We start from the raw sequence: 15,919 nt of genomic DNA, 5'->3' as shown, positions 1-15,919 counted from the left end.
TGTGTTCAGCCGGTCCAGTCGATGTAGTCCAGGTCGGGGACCCGGTCCGGCTCGGTGGGGGCCTTCGGGGTGCAGGTCACGTCGGGGTTCCAGGCCTCGAACAGGCCCTCGAGGTTGTCCTTGTAGAGCCACGCGTGGAGCGTGTAGTACGTCTTCTTCGGATCCAGGGGCGGCGGCAGCGGCGTGGCAGGGGCGAACGTCACTGCGGACATCGTGGGAGCGGGGCCCGGGCCCGAGTTCTCGACGATCCACTGCACCGCGACGAGGTCGCGCTCCCTGGTGCTGTCGGCCTCGTGGAGGAGGGCCGCGGGCTTCACCGGATCGGTCTGGCCGACGTTGTCGATGTTGAGGTAGTGGTACCCCATGCCGCCGGTCCCGGTCAGCTCGGCGCAGGTGTCCGGGCGTTTGTAGCCGTCCGGCTCCGCGAACGGCTCGTAGGCGTACTCGGCGGTGGCCGCGTAGGTCTTGGCCAGGCCCGCCCAGAAGATCTGGTCGTCGGGCTCTGGCGCCGCCTGCGCGGGTGCCGCGGTCAGGGAGAGGGCTCCGGCTATCGCCACGGCGACGGCGGCCTTGAGGGGCCGAGAGGGCATGGCGGGGCTCCTTGAAGTGGAAGCGGGGCGCGCCTGTGCGGGGCGCGCCGTCCGCGGGGCGGGCCTCCTCTGTCCCGCCCGAGCAGCCTGTCCCGGTGGCTGCCGGGCCTTCATATGACGCGGGCCATTCGAGTGGGCGCGCAGAGTGATGGGGCGGGCCTGTGGATAACTCGGGCGCTGTCGGTGCGGGCCCCTATCGTGGAGGCAGTGGTCGAGGTGCGACGGACGGGGGACACGGCGATGGGTGGGACGGGCGGGATCGGTGCAATGACAGCGGTAGCCGAGAGCGAGGCGTTGGCCACGCTCCACAGGGTCTTCGGGTACGACGCCTTCCGCGGTGAGCAGGAAGCGGTCATCGAGCATGTGGTCGCCGGCGGGGACGCGGTCGTCCTCATGCCGACCGGCGGCGGGAAGTCGCTGTGCTACCAGATCCCGGCCCTGGTCAGACCCGGTACGGGCATCGTCGTCTCGCCCCTGATCGCGCTGATGCAGGACCAGGTGGACGCGCTGCGGGCGCTCGGTGTGCGCGCCGGGTTCGTGAACTCCACGCAGGACTTCGACGAGCGGCGGGTGGTGGAGGCCGAGTTCCTCGCCGGTGAGCTGGACCTGCTCTATCTGGCGCCGGAGCGGTTGCGGCTGGACTCCACGCTGGACCTGCTCTCGCGCGGCAAGATCTCGGTCTTCGCGATCGACGAGGCGCACTGTGTGTCCCAGTGGGGCCACGACTTCCGCCCCGACTATCTGTCGCTCTCCCTGCTCGGCGAGCGCTGGCCGGACGTCCCGCGGATCGCGCTCACGGCGACGGCCACGCATGCGACGCACCAGGAGATCACCCAGCGGCTGAAGATGCCGACGGCCCGGCACTTCGTGGCGAGCTTCGACCGGCCCAACATCCAGTACCGGATCGTGCCCAAGGCGGACCCGAAGAAGCAGCTGCTGAGCTTCCTGCGGCAGGAGCACGAGGGCGACGCGGGCATCGTGTACTGCCTCTCGCGCAACTCGGTGGAGAAGACGGCGGAGTTCCTGAGCAAGAACGGCATCGAGGCGGTGCCGTATCACGCGGGCCTGGACGCGGGGACGCGTGCGGCACACCAGTCGCGGTTCCTGCGGGAGGAGGGCCTGGTCGTGTGCGCGACCATCGCCTTCGGCATGGGCATCGACAAGCCGGACGTCCGCTTCGTCGCCCACCTCGACCTGCCCAAGTCGGTCGAGGGGTATTACCAGGAGACCGGCCGTGCGGGACGCGACGGACTGCCGTCGACGGCCTGGATGGCCTACGGCCTCAACGACGTCATACAGCAGCGCAAGCTGATCCAGTCCGGCGAGGGCGACGAGGCCTTCCGCCGCCGGGCCGCCGCCCATCTGGACGCGATGCTCGCGCTGTGCGAGACCGCCCAGTGCCGGCGCGGGCAGCTGCTCAACTACTTCGGCCAGGAGCCCGACCCGGCGGGCTGCGGCAACTGCGACACCTGCCTCACCCCGCCCGAGACCATGGACGGCACGGTCGCCGCGCAGAAGGTGCTGTCGACGGTGGTGCGGCTGCAGCGCGAGCGCGGTCAGAAGTTCGGCGCGGTACAGATCGTCGACATCCTGCTCGGCAAGCGGACGGGCAAGGTCATCCAGTTCGACCACGACCAGCTGTCTGTGTTCGGGATCGGTGAGGAGCTGTCCGAGGGCGAATGGCGGGGTGTCGTGCGGCAGCTGCTGGCGCAGGGGCTCCTCGCGGTCGAAGGGGACTACGGGACGCTCGTGCTGACCGAGGCGAGCGGGGCGGTACTGCGGCGGGAGCGGGACGTTCCGCTGCGGAAGGAGCCGAAGCGGCCCGCGACCTCGCGGTCGGCGTCGGGGGCCGGGTCGTCGAGCTCCGGACGGGGCAAGGCCAAGGCAGCCGCGGCCGAATTGCCCGAGGCGCTGCTGCCGGCCTTCGAGGCGCTGCGCGCCTGGCGTGCGGATCAGGCGCGGGAGCAGGGTGTCCCGGCGTACGTGATCTTCCATGACGCGACGCTGCGGGAGATCGTGACCGTGTGGCCGACGTCGGTGGCACAGCTCGGGACGGTCGGCGGGGTCGGCGAGAAGAAGCTGGTGACGTACGGGGAAGGCGTGCTGGCGGTCCTGGCCGGACTCGGCGACGGCGGTCCGGTCACGGGGGCGCCGAACCCCGAGGACGAGGTGGATCCTCGTGCGGATGACTGGCCCGAGATGGATGAGGAGCCGGAGCCGGACTGGATATAGGGGTGAGTGTCGCCCGTGGTGCGGCGCCGGACGGATGCCGACGTCGACGTCCACTGCGACGCCGGAGCCGACTGTGACGTCGGACGGACCGACGCCGACGCCGATTGTGATGCCGATGCCGACTCCGGTCCCGTCACACGGCCCGTGACGCATACGCCCTGACGTCCGCGTCCGAGGCGGTCGTCCCCGTGGCGAGGGCCGCGCGGCGTCCTCGGTGGGCGCGTGGCGGCCCAGGGCCAGGGCCAGGACCGCGGCCTTGCGCATGTCGGCGTCGGCGGTCCGCGAGGGCCTTGGCGAGGGCGAGGGCGAGGGCGGGGACGGCGGCGTCGGAGACCGCCGCGGCCAGCGCGGTCGCGGCGCCGGACCTGACCTGCCAGTCGGGGTCGGCCAGGGCGGTCACGGCACGGGCGGCGAGCGGGTTCGGGGCAACCGGTGACGCCGAGTGCGCCGTAGGCGGCCGTGCGTACAAGGGCGTCGGGTTCGTCGACGAGGCCGGTGAGCGCTGCCCGGACGGAGAGTGCGACACGAGCGCCTCGGGTGGGGCGGGAGCCGGGGGAGTGGTGGGGTCTGCCGGGTCGGGGTCCGGGCGATGCGAGGTGGCCGGGGTGTTGCGGGCCGTGGGTTCGGGGAGTCCTGTGCGTGCGGGCCTGGGCGGTTCACGGACACCGTCGCCAGGGCCTTGGCGATCGTGACCCTGACCTCAGTCGCTGAGCCGGGGGTTTGCGAGGTCGGGGCGGAGATCTGCCACCGGGGTCCGACAGATCTGCCACCTGGGTTCGCAGGGCGCTTGAGGTGCGGGGCGGGGCGTTCGACCAGACGCCCACGCGGCGCAGACGCCACCACCTGAGCCCCGCAAGCTGTGCCGGTCGCGGCGCCCGGAGGCGGTGCCGGTAGGCCACCGGGCCCGCAGGCCACTGGGCCCAGGCCACCGGGCCCGCAGGCCACCCGAGCCGAAGGCTGCGAGCGGCACCGCGCCGGGCGGGCTGCGACGGTCACCGCGCCCACCGGCTCTGTCGGTCACGCGGCCCACCGGCTCTGTTGGTCACGCGGTCCACCGGCTCTGTCGGTCACGCACCCACCCGCTCCGCCGGCTACGCCAGTGCCGTCAGCCCCGGTCCGAACACGATCAGGAGGGGCAGCAGCGGGACCAGCGCCGCCACCGTCGCCGTGAGCGCACGCTGTCTGCGCAGCAGGCGGGGGCGGGGTTCCAGGAGGCGGTCGACGCGCTCACCGAGCAGGCGGTGGCTGGAGGAGCAGGAGAGGACACCTCGGTGCTGGTTCAGCTCGATCAGAGCCAAGGCCGTCGTCATGTGGCCGCAGCGGCGGGAGGCCGTGTCGTCGGCCGCCAGTTCCACCAGGCGGTGGGTCTGGTCGCAGAAGTGGGCGAAGAGAGGGATGCGGGGGAAGCCGGTGGCGAGGGCCGTGGACAGGTGGAGCAGCCAGTCGTGGTGGGCCCGGGCGTGGTCGCGCTCGTGGGTGAGCACGGCGTCCAGCTGGTGGTCGGTCAGGCGATGCAGCGCGCCGGTCGTGACCACCAGCTGGGGCGGGCTGCCCGGCATCCACCAGGCGTCGGGGTACTCGTCCTCCAGCACCAGGAGCGGACCGCGCGCGGCCTGCTCCAGCCCGCCGGGCAGTTCCGGGGCACGCTCGCGCAGGTGGGCCCGGGTCCGGTCGCGGCGCCGACGGGCCTCCATCAGTTCCCGGCAGAGCATCGCCGTCGTCCAGGCGGCACCGCAGGCCAGCAACAGGGTCAGCAGGGCCGCCCAGGCCGGAGCGGCGGAGAGGTCGTACGCCGCGGTCACTGCCGGGGGCGCGGGCGCGAAGACATGGTCGCGGACCGTGTGGAAGACGGCCGCGGCGCCGAGCACCAGGGCGGTCAGACAGCACATCAGGACGGTGGCGACCAGGCACTGCCACACCCACAGGGCGACCACGGGTTCCCGTTCGGGCCAGGTGGCGCGGGTCAGCGCGCGGGGCGCCGGCACGGCGGCCGTCAGGGCGACGGCACTCAGCAGGAGCAGGCAGAAGGTCATCCCACGGGCTCCGGATCCTGGTCGGAGGGCAATGAAGGGCACCCAAAGGCAATGAAGAAGGCTGCGGGGCGGCGTGGTGCGGCGAGCGGATCGCACCGCGTCCACGCGGCGCGGACACGTCACCTTGTCGCCCGCCGCCAGTATGACGGGCCGGAGGGGTGGAGTCAGGGGACAGAACGGACACGGCGCACGCAGGCCCCCTTCAACGGCCCTCGCCGCGCTCACGCCCCGCGCGCGGGCCCTACGGCCACCCGCCCCATCTCACCCACTCACCGCCCCATCTCATCCACTCACCGCCCCACCTCACCCACTCACGCCCCGCTCGCCCCCGCCCTCCTCTCCCCGGGTCTTCCCCCAGGTCTTCCTTCCGGGGCCCTCCCCCTAGGACCTCCTACCCCCCACTAACCACCCGCCCCACAACCTCCCCCAACCCCACCCGCAGCCCACCCGGCCCAGGCGCCCACGCCGACAGTGTCACCGCATCCCCGTCCTCCAGGAACGTCCGCTTGCCGTCCGGGAGTTCGAGCGCGTCCCGCCCGTTCCACGTCAGCTCCAGCAGCGAACCCCGCTCCCGCTCGGACGGCCCGCTCACGGTTCCCGAGCCGTACAGATCACCGGTCCGCAGCGAGGCGCCGTTGACCGTCATATGGGCCAGTTGCTGCGCGGCGGTCCAGTACATGGTGGAGAAAGGCGGCTCGGACACCACGTGCCCGTTGATCGCGACGGAGATCCGGAGGTCGTACCCGCCGGGCTCGTCGGCGAGGCCGGTGTCGTCCAGGTACGGCAGCAGCTCGTGCGTCCGCTCCGGCGGGGCCACCCGCGCCTCGTCCAGTGCGTCCAGCGGAGTGATCCACGCCGACACCGACGTGGCGAACGACTTGCCGAGGAACGGGCCGAGGGGGACGTACTCCCAGGCCTGGATGTCGCGCGCGGACCAGTCGTTGAGGAGGCAGAGGCCGAAGACGTGCTCGCGGAAGTCGCCCAGCACCACGGGTGAGCCCATCGCCGAGGGCACGCCGACGACGAAGCCGACCTCGGCCTCGATGTCGAGGCGGACGGAGGGGCCGAAGACGGGAGCCGTGTCGGCGGGGGACTTCCGCTGCCCCGAGGGTCGTACGACATCCGTGCCCGAGACGACGACCGTGCCCGAGCGGCCGTGATAGCCGATCGGGAGGTGTTTCCAGTTGGGGGTCAGGGAGTCGGCGGCATCGGGGCGGAAGATCTGGCCGACGTTTCGGGCGTGGTTCTCGGAGGCGTAGAAGTCGACGTAGTCGGCGACCTCGAAGGGGAGGTGGAGGGTCACCGAGGACAGGGGGTGGAGGAAGTCCGCGACGGCCGACTGGTGCGAGGGGACCGTCACCCAGGCCGTGACCGCCCGCCGTACGTCCGACCACGCGGTGCGGCCCGCGGCGAGCAGCGGGTTGAGGGAGGGCCGGGCGAGGAGGGCGGCGTACGGCGAGCCCAGGGCGTGGGCCGCGGCGCCCGCGTCGAGGACATGGTCGCCGAGCCGGACCCCGACCGTCCGGCCCGGGGAACCGCGGAGCGAGAAGACGCCGTAGGGGAGGTTGTGCGGGCCGAAGGGGTCGCCCTCGGGGAGATCGAAGGGGGGCATGGGGTGCTGCCTCGCTCTCAATCGTTGCGTGCGCTGCATCGCTGCGTGTGCCACATCACCGCGTGTGCCACGTGGTCGCGCCACACGTTACGGCCGAGTTGCCTGCCTCGGGAGGGCCTGAAGAGTTCGTAATGTATATATAGGGCTCGGTTGGAGGCATTGATTCCGGCTTGGCGTCCTTTGGGGACTGCGGGCGGGGTCGGCGCGATCCGCGGCCTGACCCCATCGTGTAAAGCCCGTTCCGCGCGCGGCTGTTGCAGGGCCCCGCCCTGGACGCAACGAACTGGTGGTACGAGATTCCACTTGAGCGCCCAACCGGAGCCGACGTCAACGTATGTGAAAGGTGCAGCCGTCCGGTTCGCGTCGAGTCGATGGGGGTTTCCATCCGTATTCTCTGATCATGGCCGTACCCACCGCATATTCACTCATCGCCACTGACCTGGACGGAACCCTGCTCCGGGGCGACGACACGCTCTCCGACCGGTCGCTCGCCGCGCTCGCGCGGGTGGCGCAGGCCGGGGCCCGGCATCTGGTGGTGACCGGCCGCCCCGCCCCGAGAGTGCGGCCGTTGCTCGACGACCTGGGCAGTACGGGGCTCGCGGTGTGCGGGCAGGGCGCGCAGGTGTACGACGCCGGTGCGGACCGTCTGCTCTGGTCGGTCACCCTGGACCGGGAACTGGCCGAGACCGCGCTCGGCAAGATCGAGGCCGAGGTGGGTCAGGTGTACGCCGCCGTCGACCAGGACGGCGTCGACGGGCTGACCCTCATCGAGCCGGGGTATCTGATGCCGCACCCCACTCTCCCCGCCGTCCGGGTCGACCGGCGCGACGACCTGTGGTGTGAGCCGATCAGCAAGGTCCTGCTCCGCCACCCGGCCCTCTCCGACGACGAGTTGGCGGCGACGGCCCGCGGAGTCGTCGGTTCCCTCGCGACGGTGACGATGTCAGGGCCCGGCACCGTCGAACTCCAGCCATGCGGCATCACCAAGGCGACGGGCCTGGCCCTGGCCGCCGACCACCTCGGCCTCGGCCCGTCCCAGACCATCGCCTTCGGTGACATGCCCAACGACATCCCCATGTTCGACTGGGCCGCCCACGGCGTGGCCATGGCCAACGCCCACCCCGAACTCAAGTCTGTGGCCGACGAGGTGACCTTGTCCAACGAGGACGACGGCATCGCCGTCGTCCTCGAAAGACTCTTCCCGAAAGTCTGAGCGGGCCCCTGGAAGGGCTCAGTACGCGCCCCACACATTGTCGATCGACCCGTACCGCTGCGCCGCGTAGTTGCAGGCCGCGGTGATGTTGGCGACCGGGTCGTAGGGGTCCCACGAGGTGTTGGCCACGTGGTAGGCCAGGAAGGTGGGGTCGATGACCTGGAGGAGGCCCTTGGAGGGGGTGCCGGCGGCGGCGTTGGAGTCCCAGTTGTTGATGGCGTAGGGGTTGCCCGAGGACTCGCGGATGATGTTGCGGTAGATGCCGTCGTACGAGCCGGGGATGCCGTTGTCCGCCATCACCTGGAGGGAGGCGCGGATCCAGCCGTCGAGGGTGTCGGAGTAGCCGAGCGAGGTCGCGGAGACCGCGCTCGGGGTGGCCGCGGAGGCGGTGGTCGCGCCGATGACGGGGAAGGCGAGTGCGGCGACGGCGGCACCGGTGACGGCGAGTTTGCGGGACAGGCGCATGACGAGGTTCCTCTCCGGCGCCTGCGAGGTGAGCTGTCGGGTTCGGGCGGGAGATGCCCGGCCACACCGGAGAAGGCATGGCTTCACCCCGAGCCGTACCGGTCCTCGAAAGGCCGGTCCGGCGACTTACCTGGGTCCCCCGCTCCTGCCGTGAAGTTCTCTTGGGTGAGCGGTCTTGGGGCGGCGGCAGGATTAGGCGTCCGCCCTGGGCCGGGAACGTATGCGAGAGCACATGTCCGGAACAAGTACCGGATTCACACATCACGCCCGTTGAGCATGATCCGCGGCAAATGGACCGCTAGATTCCGGGGGTGACGGGCATGCGGGCGTGAGGCAAGTCACCATCGAGCGCAAGAGCGGCAAAACGGTCAATCAATGCCAACTCACTGCTAACCGGCCGTCCGTGGAATCCGCCTCTCCCACGTCCGGTGGAACACCACCTCGCCGCCCTCCGTGCAGATCACCTCGTTGGAGGTCAGGAACTCGGCCGCCGCACAGGTGGTCTCCGAACGGGTACGGACCGTCGTGTCCCAGGCCTCCTCGGGCCGGTGCAGCCGGATCGACCACTCCGAGCGGGCGCTCGCCGACAACGGGTCCGCCTCATTGATCGTGTACGTCTCCAGCGCGTCCTCGGTGAACTCCAGACCGTCCGGATACACGCGCGTGCCGCCGTACCGGGGGTCGACCTCAAGGCGCCACCCGCCCTTGGCGACATCGCGTACGACCAGGCGCTCGGGGCGCGCCTCATCGAGCGTGGCCGGGCTCCATCCAGCAGCGGCTACGCCGCCGGTCACCCCGAGCGGCTCGGACTGCTCGGGCTCGTCGAAGGTGATCGACGCGTCCGATTCCCTTGCCCTGACCGGCAGTTCGAGGAAGCTGCCCGCCGGCTCCAGCGTGAACCCCGCCTCCGACCCGGGCTGCGGCCATACCCACGGCCAGTACGCGGAGGACACGGCCAGCCGGATCCGGTGCCCGGGCGGGAAGGCGTGCCCGATCCCGTTCAGCTCGAAGACCACCTCCTGCGTGGCCCCCGGCTCCCACGGCACCGCCCGGTCCCGCCCGAGCCGCGCCGACAGATTCAGCACACCCCGGGTGACCAGCGTCGACGACCCGTCCGGCGCCACATCGCACAGCCGGGCGATCACCTGTCCGCGGGACACCTCCGAGGCCACCCTGAGCCGCACCCGAGGCCGCCCCAGCACCCATGTCTCCGCACCCACCGCGAACTCGAAACAGGCCGAGCGTGCATCCTCCTCCCGCTGGTCCGGCGGCAGGTCCGCGTCGTTCCCGAACGGGAAGAAACGGCCCGCGTCGACCCCCGTGTGCTGCGGCGAACGGACCAGCACGGGGGCGCCCTGAAGGCCGTACGAGACCGTCGTGACGTTGGGGGAGGGCCAGGACGGTTCGCCGACCCAGCGGCCGGGGAGCGTGTCGTACGTCGTGGCCGGGCGGTGCGAGTCGCTGACGTACGCCCGGAGCAGGGGCTCGCGCATGACGCCGGTGTCGATGCCCTTGAGATGGTGGTCCCACCAGCGCAGGGTCTCCTGGAGGAAGCCGATCGCCGGGCCGGGCGGCAGACCGCGGTCGGGGTACTGGTGGGACCAGGGGCCGATGAGTCCTCGTACGCGGTCCGGCGGCAGGTGCTCGGCCAGGCGCAGGACCGTGTCGCGGTACGGGTCGTGCCAGCCGCCCACCGCGAGGACCGCCGCGTCGATCGCGCCGTAGTCCTCGCACACGCTGCCGTGCCGCCAGTAGTCGTCCCGGGTCTGGTGGGCCAGCCAGGTGTGGATGAACGGGTCGACCCGCTCAAGGCGCTTGAGCCACAGGTCCCGCCAGGCCGGGCCCGCGTACCGCGGATCGGGCGGGCGTGCGACGAAGGCGAGCATGGTGGCGGCCCAGGCGTGCATGTCGACCGCGAGGACGGAACCTCCCATGTAGTGCACGTCGTTGTCATAGCGGTCGTCCGTCGAGCAGACCGTGACGACCGCCTTGAGCGGCTCGGGCGCGAGGGCCGCGATCTGGAGGGAATTGAAACCGCCCCAGGAGATGCCGAACATGCCGACCCTGCCGTCGCACCAGGGTTGCGCCGCCAGCCAGTCGACCACCTCGACACCGTCGGCCAGCTCGGTCGCCGAGTACTCGTCCGTCGGCATGCCCTCGCTGTTGCCGTGCCCGCGGATGTCGACGCGCACGGAGGCGTATCCGTGGCCCGCGTACCAGGGATGGCGCTGGAAGTCGCGGGGCGCGGTCCAGTCGGTCAGGCGGTACGGCAGGTATTCGAGCAGAGCGGGTACCGGTTCCTCGGTGAGCGGCCGCCACACGCGCGCGTACAGGAGCGTTCCGTCCGGGAGCGGGATGCGCAGGTCCTCGTGGGTCGTCTCGTAGGGGAAGGACGTACGGATGTGCATGAGCGTGACCCCAGTGGCTCCGTCGGTTTCAGTGGACCGGGTGCATCGTGCGGCGCAGCCAGGGCGCGGCGGCCATCACGGCGAGGCCCGCGGCCACCGCGATCGCGCCGTTGACGCCGAAGTACGCCGGATGCGAGACGTTGTCGTAGAGCTTCACCGTCTGGGCCTGGATGCCGTTGGCGAGGGCGAGGGACAGGAACCAGAGGGACATGGTCTGGCTGGAGAAGGCGACCGGGGCGAGCTTGGTGGTGGCCGACATGCCGGAGGTCTCCAGGAGGATGTCGCCGAGCCCCAGCAGGAAGTAGGAACCGACGATCCACCAGGCCGACATGAGGTAGTCGTCGCTTCCGTGGCCACTCGTCGGCAGGACCATCAGCAGGAACGACAGACCGCCGAGTACGACCCCGATCGCGATCTTGTTGGAGGCGTGCGGCTGGCCGTGGCCCATGCGGACCCACAGCGCGGCCACGAAGGGCGCGAGCCCGACCTCGAAGGCGCCGAGCGCGGAGGCGTACCAGCCGGCCGGGAAGTCGAAGCCGAGGATGGTCGTCTCGGCGTTCGTGGAGGCCAGCAGCATCATCGTGGAGTAGGCCTGGAAGAGGATGAAGTTGAAGACGGTCGAGGCCAGGAAGAGGACGATGTACGGCCTGAGGCGGCCGCGTTCCTCGGCGGTGACCCGAGGGCTGCGGAACATGACCGCGAAGTAGACGGCCGGGGCGATCACCGAGACAAGGGTGAGCAGGTCGACGAAGCGGTCCATGGTCAGCCGGCCGGCGGCGGCGAGGAGACCGGCGGTCACGGCGACGGCGACGGTGCCCGCGATGATCAGGCGGACGGCCCGGCGCATGGCGTCCGGGGCCAGGGCGAACTCGGCGGAGCGCTTGCGCCCGGCCAGGTGACGCCGGCCCACGACGTACTGGACCAGCCCGAAGGTCATGCCGATCGCGGCGGCGGAGAAGCCCCAGTGCCAGCCCTTGTGGTCGCCGAGCCAGCCGGTGACCAGCGGGCCCGCGAAGGCGCCGATGTTGATCGCCATGTAGTAGAGCGCGAACCCGGCGTCCCGGCGGTCGTCGTCGGTGGCGTAGAGCTTGCCGACCATGGTGGCCACGTTGGGCTTGAGCAGGCCGGTGCCGGCGCTGATCAGGCCGAGGCCCACCCAGGTCATGGTCGCGGTGGGGACGGCCATCGAGTAGTGGCCGCAGGCGATCAGGATGCCGCCCCACAAGACCGCGCGGTACGAGCCGAGCATGCGGTCGGCGAGCCAGCCGCCGGCGACCGAGACGAGGTAGACGAGGGTGCCGTAGGCGGCGGAGACGGACGCGGCCGTTCCGGCCGACATGCCCATGCCCTCGTGGGCGACGGAGTCGGCGAAGTACAGGACGAGGATGGCCTGCATGCCCAGGAACGAGAAACGCTCCCAGACCTCCAGACCGGAGAGCGTGAGCAGGCCTTTCGGCTGGCCGAAGAAGGCGGTGTCGTCCTCGGGGGGCGGCTGGTTTCCGGGCGCTGCGTCAACGGTTGTTCGAGACACGCTCTACTACTTCCGTGTAAATCGATAGATATCCGTTCTTTTCAGGTGATCAAAAACATACCGGTCGTGATCCGATACCGCCCCTGCTGTCACGGGTGGGCGGCATCGGTGATCGAAAGGTGACCGGATACGCTGACTTGAGTGATGGCAGCGACCTATCGACAAACCGTGTAATCGCCAGTAGACACCAGCAGACAGGAGACCCCTCGTGACCGTCGTCGGGCCGTTCGGGCTGAGCGTGCGGGACCAGGCTCTGGAAGCCGATGTCCAGGCCGGATTGGCGGCCGTCGAGGAGGGTTTGCTCGAAGCCACCAAGAGCGAGGTCCCCTTCATCACGGAGGCCGCACAGCACCTCGTACGGGCGGGCGGAAAGCGCTTCCGTCCGCTGCTCGTGATGCTCACTGCCCAGTTCGGCGACCCCTATGCGCCAGGTGTGGTGCCCTCCGCGGTGGTCGTCGAGCTGACCCACCTCGCGACGCTGTACCACGACGACGTCATGGACGAGGCCGCCGTGCGGCGCGGTGTCGACAGCGCCAACACCCGCTGGGGCAACTCGGTCGCGGTCCTCACCGGTGACTTCCTCTTCGCCCGCGCCTCCCACATCCTGGCCGACCTCGGGCCCGAGGCGGTCCGCGTCCAGGCCGAGGCGTTCGAGCGGTTGGTGACCGGGCAGATCCTGGAGACCGCGGGGCCTGTGGACGGCCGGGATCCGGTCGAGCACTACTTGGACGTGCTCGGCGGCAAGACCGGTTCGCTGGTCGCGGTGTCCTGCCGGTTCGGCGCGATGATGTCGGGCGCCGACGAGACGGTGGTCGACGTGCTGACCCAGTACGGGGAGCGGCTGGGGGTCGCCTTCCAGCTCGCGGACGACGTGCTGGACATCGCCTCCGACTCCCATGAGTCCGGGAAGACGCCGGGCACGGATCTGCGTGAGGGCATCCCGACCATGCCGGTGCTGCGGCTGCGGGAACGCGCCGCCCGGCTGGGCCTCGCGGAGGACATCGCGCTGTGCGAGCTGCTGGACTCCGACCTGACCGACGACGCGCGGCACGCGGAGGCGCTGGCCGCGCTGCGGGGGCATGCCGCGCTGGAGCAGGCCCGGCGGGACACCGTGCGGTACGCGGAGGAGGCACGGGCCGCGCTGGCTCCGCTGCCGGAGTGTGACTCGAAGGCGGCGCTGATGGAGCTGTGTGACGCGGTGGTGCATCGGGCCGGATAGAGGCCCTGTGATGCACGTCACAAAGCTGGACTGAGTCCAACTTGAGATCGCCTCCGTATTCATACCCAGAAGCTGACGCAGGGGGCGTCAGCTGCAATACGGGGAGACAAAAGAATCATGGGCATCAAAGCGACGTACTCCGCACGCCGTAAGAGCCTGATCGTCACCGCCGTCGCGGTGGCCGCCGCCGGTGGTGTCGCCGCCGCGGTGATTCCCGCCTTCGCCGCCGGAGGTGACCGCGCCGACCACGCGGGCCACGCCGCCGGCGAGAGCATCGTCAGCCAGAGCGGTGCCCTCGGAGGGAGTGGCGGCACGATCCTCGCCGCCAGTCTTCGCGGGGCCAACGAGGTGCCTGTCGAGGGCGGCCCTGCCGTGGGCGACAAGGACGGCGCCGCACTGGAGTTCATCAAGGTCAAGGGTGACAAGGTCTCCGTGGCCGTGACCTGGCGCGGTACCGGCAAGCCCACCCTGCTCCACATCCACCAGGGCGCCAAGGGCACCAACGGCGGCGTCAAGGTCGACTTCACCAAGCTGCTGGAGAAGGCGAAGGGGCACAGCGTCACCGGCACCGTGAAGGTGAAGGACGCGGCACTGCTCGACGCGCTGAAGTCCGACCCCGGTGCGTTCTACGCCAACCTGCACACCGCCGAGTTCCCCGGCGGAGCCGTCCGCGGCCAGCTCCACAAGGTCACCGTCGCGGGGTTCGCCTTCCACGACGCACTGAAGAACTTCCAGGCGTCCGTCATCAAGGGCAAGCAGATCTACGAGTGCAAGCCGGTCGAGGGCGGCGGGTACGCCTTCGCCCAGCGGGACGTCAGCGCGCGGCTCGGCGGCAAGATCGCGCACTCGTTCGTGAAGCCCAACTCCGGTACCCCGCAGTGGATCGCGCGGGACGGCAGCGCGGTCACCGGGTCCGTCATCTCCCGGACGCCGAACGGCGACGGCAACATCCCGGAGCTGGACCTGAAGGCGACCCAGTCCGGCAAGCACCACGGCCTGCTCGCCGACACCACCGAGATCCTGCGCCTGAACACCGTGGGCGGTGTGGCCCCGGCCGGCTCCTGCACACCGGGCACGATCGTCGGGGTGCCGTACCAGGCGGACTACGTGTTCCTGCGTGGCTGACCCTGTGAACACATCGGCGCCCCCTACGGGTCGTAGGGGGCGCCGATGTGTCATGTCATACCCCAGGTGTACGCGGAGTTGGCTCCGTGGGCTGACGCTTCGAGTCGGTCAATTTGGTCAGATGGACACCACGGAAAACACCAATCCTCACCGATTCGGGTGAGAATGGCGGCACGGGGTGGATGCGTGCGCTCAGGAATCGGCCGCCGCCTATGACGGAGGTAGGGCACAACATGGCACCGTACGAATCCGACGACAGCACCGAGGACCTGGGGCCACGGCGGCGCAAGGCCGCGCGGTACGTCGTCCCGGTCGCGGTCGTGGGTGTGGCCGCGGCGACCATCGGGCTCGTCCCGGCGCTCGCCGACTCCGGCGACCCCGACCTACCGGAGATCAGCGCCCAGCAACTCATAGAGAAGATCGCCGCGTCGGACGTACAGCAGCTGTCCGGCACCGTGAAGATCACCACGGATCTGGGGCTGCCGGACTTCGGCGGCCTGGGGGACAGCCTGACGGGCGGCGGCGGTTCCGGTCGCGGTCCGGGGTCCGGCGACGGCTCGTCGGCCGACCCGACGGCCAAGCTCACCGAACTGGCCTCCGGTACGCACACGCTGCGGGTCGCGGCCGACGGCGAGGACAAGCAGAAGCTGTCGCTGCTGGAGGACGCCGCCGAGTACAGCCTCATCCACAACGGCAAGGACGTGTGGGGCTACGACAGCGCGACCAACGAGGTCTTCCACGCCACGACCGACGAGAGCTTCGAGAAGGGCTCCTCGAAGGAGGAAGAGGTCCCGGCCACGCCCAAGGACCTCACCGAGGACGCCCTGAAGGCGGTCGACGACACGACCTCCGTGACCGTCGAAGGCACCGCGCAGGTCGCAGGGCGCGACGCCTACCGGCTCGTCATCAAGCCCAAGGACTCCGGGTCCACCGTCGGCCAGATCACCGTGGCCGTCGATGCCAAGACCGGGCTGCCGCTGAAGTTCACGCTGACCCCGGCGAGCGGTGGCGCGGCGGTGGTCGACGCGGGCTTCACCCAGATCAGCTATGCCCGACCGGCAGCGTCCACCTTCGACTTCACGCCGCCCAAGGGTGCGAAGGTCACCGAGGAGCAGCAGGACGGCGACTTCGAGCACTCCCTGCCCGAGGGCGGCAAGGCGGACGAGGACTTCGCCAAGGGCTTCGAGGGCGCCGAGGGCCCCGGCGGGCTCAACGTCATCGGTGAGGGCTGGGACTCCATCGCCACCTTCGACACCGGCGGCCAGGGCATCCCCTCCGGCTCCGAGGCCGGCGGCGCCTTCGGTGGCTTCCTCGACTCCCTCGGCGACAAGGTGAGCGGCAAGTTCGGCGAGGGCACCGTGTTCAAGACCCGGCTGATCAACGCGCTGATCACCGACGACGGCAAGATGTACGTGGGTGCGGTGACCAAGGACGCGCTGGTGGAGGCGGCGAACGAAGCCAAGTGACCGCGGTACGCGCAGGACGAATCGA

At 70.5% G+C, this 15,919-nt stretch carries 12 protein-coding genes and 1 riboswitch; of the genes, 5 read left to right on the top strand and 7 right to left on the bottom strand.

The window, feature by feature from the left end; all coding sequences use genetic code 11:
• Positions 1-5: 5 nt before the first annotated feature.
• Positions 6-590, bottom strand: a complete 585-nt coding sequence (locus PH203_RS23195; RefSeq protein WP_289922334.1) for a hypothetical protein — start codon at positions 588-590, stop codon at positions 6-8.
• A 240-nt stretch (positions 591-830) separates the two neighbouring features.
• Here PH203_RS23195 and recQ point away from each other — a divergent pair, with 240 nt between their 5' ends.
• The gene (gene recQ / locus PH203_RS23190; RefSeq protein ID WP_289922474.1) at positions 831-2,822 is read left to right on the top strand and encodes a DNA helicase RecQ; all 1,992 of its coding nucleotides are present in this window, start codon (positions 831-833) and stop codon (positions 2,820-2,822) included.
• A gap of 133 nt (positions 2,823-2,955) precedes the next feature.
• On the opposite strand, the gene PH203_RS23185 is transcribed toward recQ, so the two are convergent.
• The 3 genes from PH203_RS23185 to fahA form a co-directional block, all read right to left on the bottom strand.
• Positions 2,956-3,348 carry a hypothetical protein gene (locus PH203_RS23185; protein ID WP_354671257.1) on the bottom strand — a complete coding sequence of 131 codons (393 nt, stop codon included), beginning with the start codon at positions 3,346-3,348 and terminating at the stop codon, positions 2,956-2,958.
• 565 nt (positions 3,349-3,913) lie between these two features.
• On the bottom strand, positions 3,914-4,855 hold the full coding sequence (locus tag PH203_RS23180; protein ID WP_289922333.1) for a M56 family metallopeptidase: 942 nt from the start codon (positions 4,853-4,855) through the stop codon (positions 3,914-3,916).
• 391 nt (positions 4,856-5,246) lie between these two features.
• Complete coding sequence (gene fahA, locus PH203_RS23175; RefSeq protein ID WP_289922332.1) at positions 5,247-6,467, bottom strand: fumarylacetoacetase; 1,221 nt, start codon at positions 6,465-6,467, stop codon at positions 5,247-5,249.
• 400 nt (positions 6,468-6,867) lie between these two features.
• Here fahA and PH203_RS23170 point away from each other — a divergent pair, with 400 nt between their 5' ends.
• Complete coding sequence (locus tag PH203_RS23170) at positions 6,868-7,680, top strand: HAD family hydrolase (protein ID WP_289922330.1); 813 nt, start codon at positions 6,868-6,870, stop codon at positions 7,678-7,680.
• Positions 7,681-7,698: 18 nt separating this feature from the next.
• On the opposite strand, the gene PH203_RS23165 is transcribed toward PH203_RS23170, so the two are convergent.
• From PH203_RS23165 to PH203_RS23155, 3 genes are all read right to left on the bottom strand, one after another.
• Positions 7,699-8,145 carry a transglycosylase SLT domain-containing protein gene (locus tag PH203_RS23165; RefSeq protein ID WP_289922329.1) on the bottom strand — a complete coding sequence of 149 codons (447 nt, stop codon included), beginning with the start codon at positions 8,143-8,145 and terminating at the stop codon, positions 7,699-7,701.
• A 5-nt stretch (positions 8,146-8,150) separates the two neighbouring features.
• Positions 8,151-8,327, bottom strand: a riboswitch (cyclic di-AMP (ydaO/yuaA leader).
• 207 nt (positions 8,328-8,534) lie between these two features.
• Positions 8,535-10,553, bottom strand: a complete 2,019-nt coding sequence (locus PH203_RS23160) for a CocE/NonD family hydrolase (RefSeq protein WP_289922328.1) — start codon at positions 10,551-10,553, stop codon at positions 8,535-8,537.
• Positions 10,554-10,581: 28 nt separating this feature from the next.
• The gene (locus PH203_RS23155; protein ID WP_289922327.1) at positions 10,582-12,084 is read right to left on the bottom strand and encodes a peptide MFS transporter; all 1,503 of its coding nucleotides are present in this window, start codon (positions 12,082-12,084) and stop codon (positions 10,582-10,584) included.
• Between the two features lie 208 nt (positions 12,085-12,292).
• Between PH203_RS23155 and PH203_RS23150 the strand changes: the two genes are divergently transcribed.
• From PH203_RS23150 to PH203_RS23140, 3 genes are all read left to right on the top strand, one after another.
• Positions 12,293-13,303: a polyprenyl synthetase family protein gene (locus PH203_RS23150; protein WP_289922326.1), complete on the top strand. Its 1,011-nt coding sequence runs from the start codon at positions 12,293-12,295 to the stop codon at positions 13,301-13,303.
• Between the two features lie 117 nt (positions 13,304-13,420).
• The gene (locus PH203_RS23145; protein WP_289922324.1) at positions 13,421-14,428 is read left to right on the top strand and encodes a CHRD domain-containing protein; all 1,008 of its coding nucleotides are present in this window, start codon (positions 13,421-13,423) and stop codon (positions 14,426-14,428) included.
• 233 nt (positions 14,429-14,661) lie between these two features.
• The gene (locus PH203_RS23140; RefSeq protein ID WP_289922322.1) at positions 14,662-15,894 is read left to right on the top strand and encodes a sigma-E factor regulatory protein RseB domain-containing protein; all 1,233 of its coding nucleotides are present in this window, start codon (positions 14,662-14,664) and stop codon (positions 15,892-15,894) included.
• The last annotated feature ends 25 nt before the right edge of the window (positions 15,895-15,919 follow it).

Source organism: Streptomyces sp. S.PB5 (assembly GCF_030403745.1).
Lineage (GTDB): Bacteria > Actinomycetota > Actinomycetes > Streptomycetales > Streptomycetaceae > Streptomyces.
This window is presented reverse-complemented; position numbering and strand designations above follow the sequence as displayed.

Bases quoted from the DNA above. Each gene is read 5' to 3' on its own strand.
- PH203_RS23195 (WP_289922334.1), bottom strand. From the start codon at position 590: ATGCCCTCTCGGCCCCTCAAGGCCGCCGTCGCCGTGGCGATAGCCGGA.
- recQ (WP_289922474.1), top strand. From the start codon at position 831: ATGGGTGGGACGGGCGGGATCGGTGCAATGACAGCGGTAGCCGAGAGC.
- PH203_RS23180 (WP_289922333.1), bottom strand. From the start codon at position 4,855: ATGACCTTCTGCCTGCTCCTGCTGAGTGCCGTCGCCCTGACGGCCGCC.
- fahA (WP_289922332.1), bottom strand. From the start codon at position 6,467: ATGCCCCCCTTCGATCTCCCCGAGGGCGACCCCTTCGGCCCGCACAAC.
- PH203_RS23170 (WP_289922330.1), top strand. From the start codon at position 6,868: ATGGCCGTACCCACCGCATATTCACTCATCGCCACTGACCTGGACGGA.
- PH203_RS23165 (WP_289922329.1), bottom strand. From the start codon at position 8,145: ATGCGCCTGTCCCGCAAACTCGCCGTCACCGGTGCCGCCGTCGCCGCA.
- PH203_RS23160 (WP_289922328.1), bottom strand. From the start codon at position 10,553: ATGCACATCCGTACGTCCTTCCCCTACGAGACGACCCACGAGGACCTG.
- PH203_RS23145 (WP_289922324.1), top strand. From the start codon at position 13,421: ATGGGCATCAAAGCGACGTACTCCGCACGCCGTAAGAGCCTGATCGTC.
- PH203_RS23140 (WP_289922322.1), top strand. From the start codon at position 14,662: ATGGCACCGTACGAATCCGACGACAGCACCGAGGACCTGGGGCCACGG.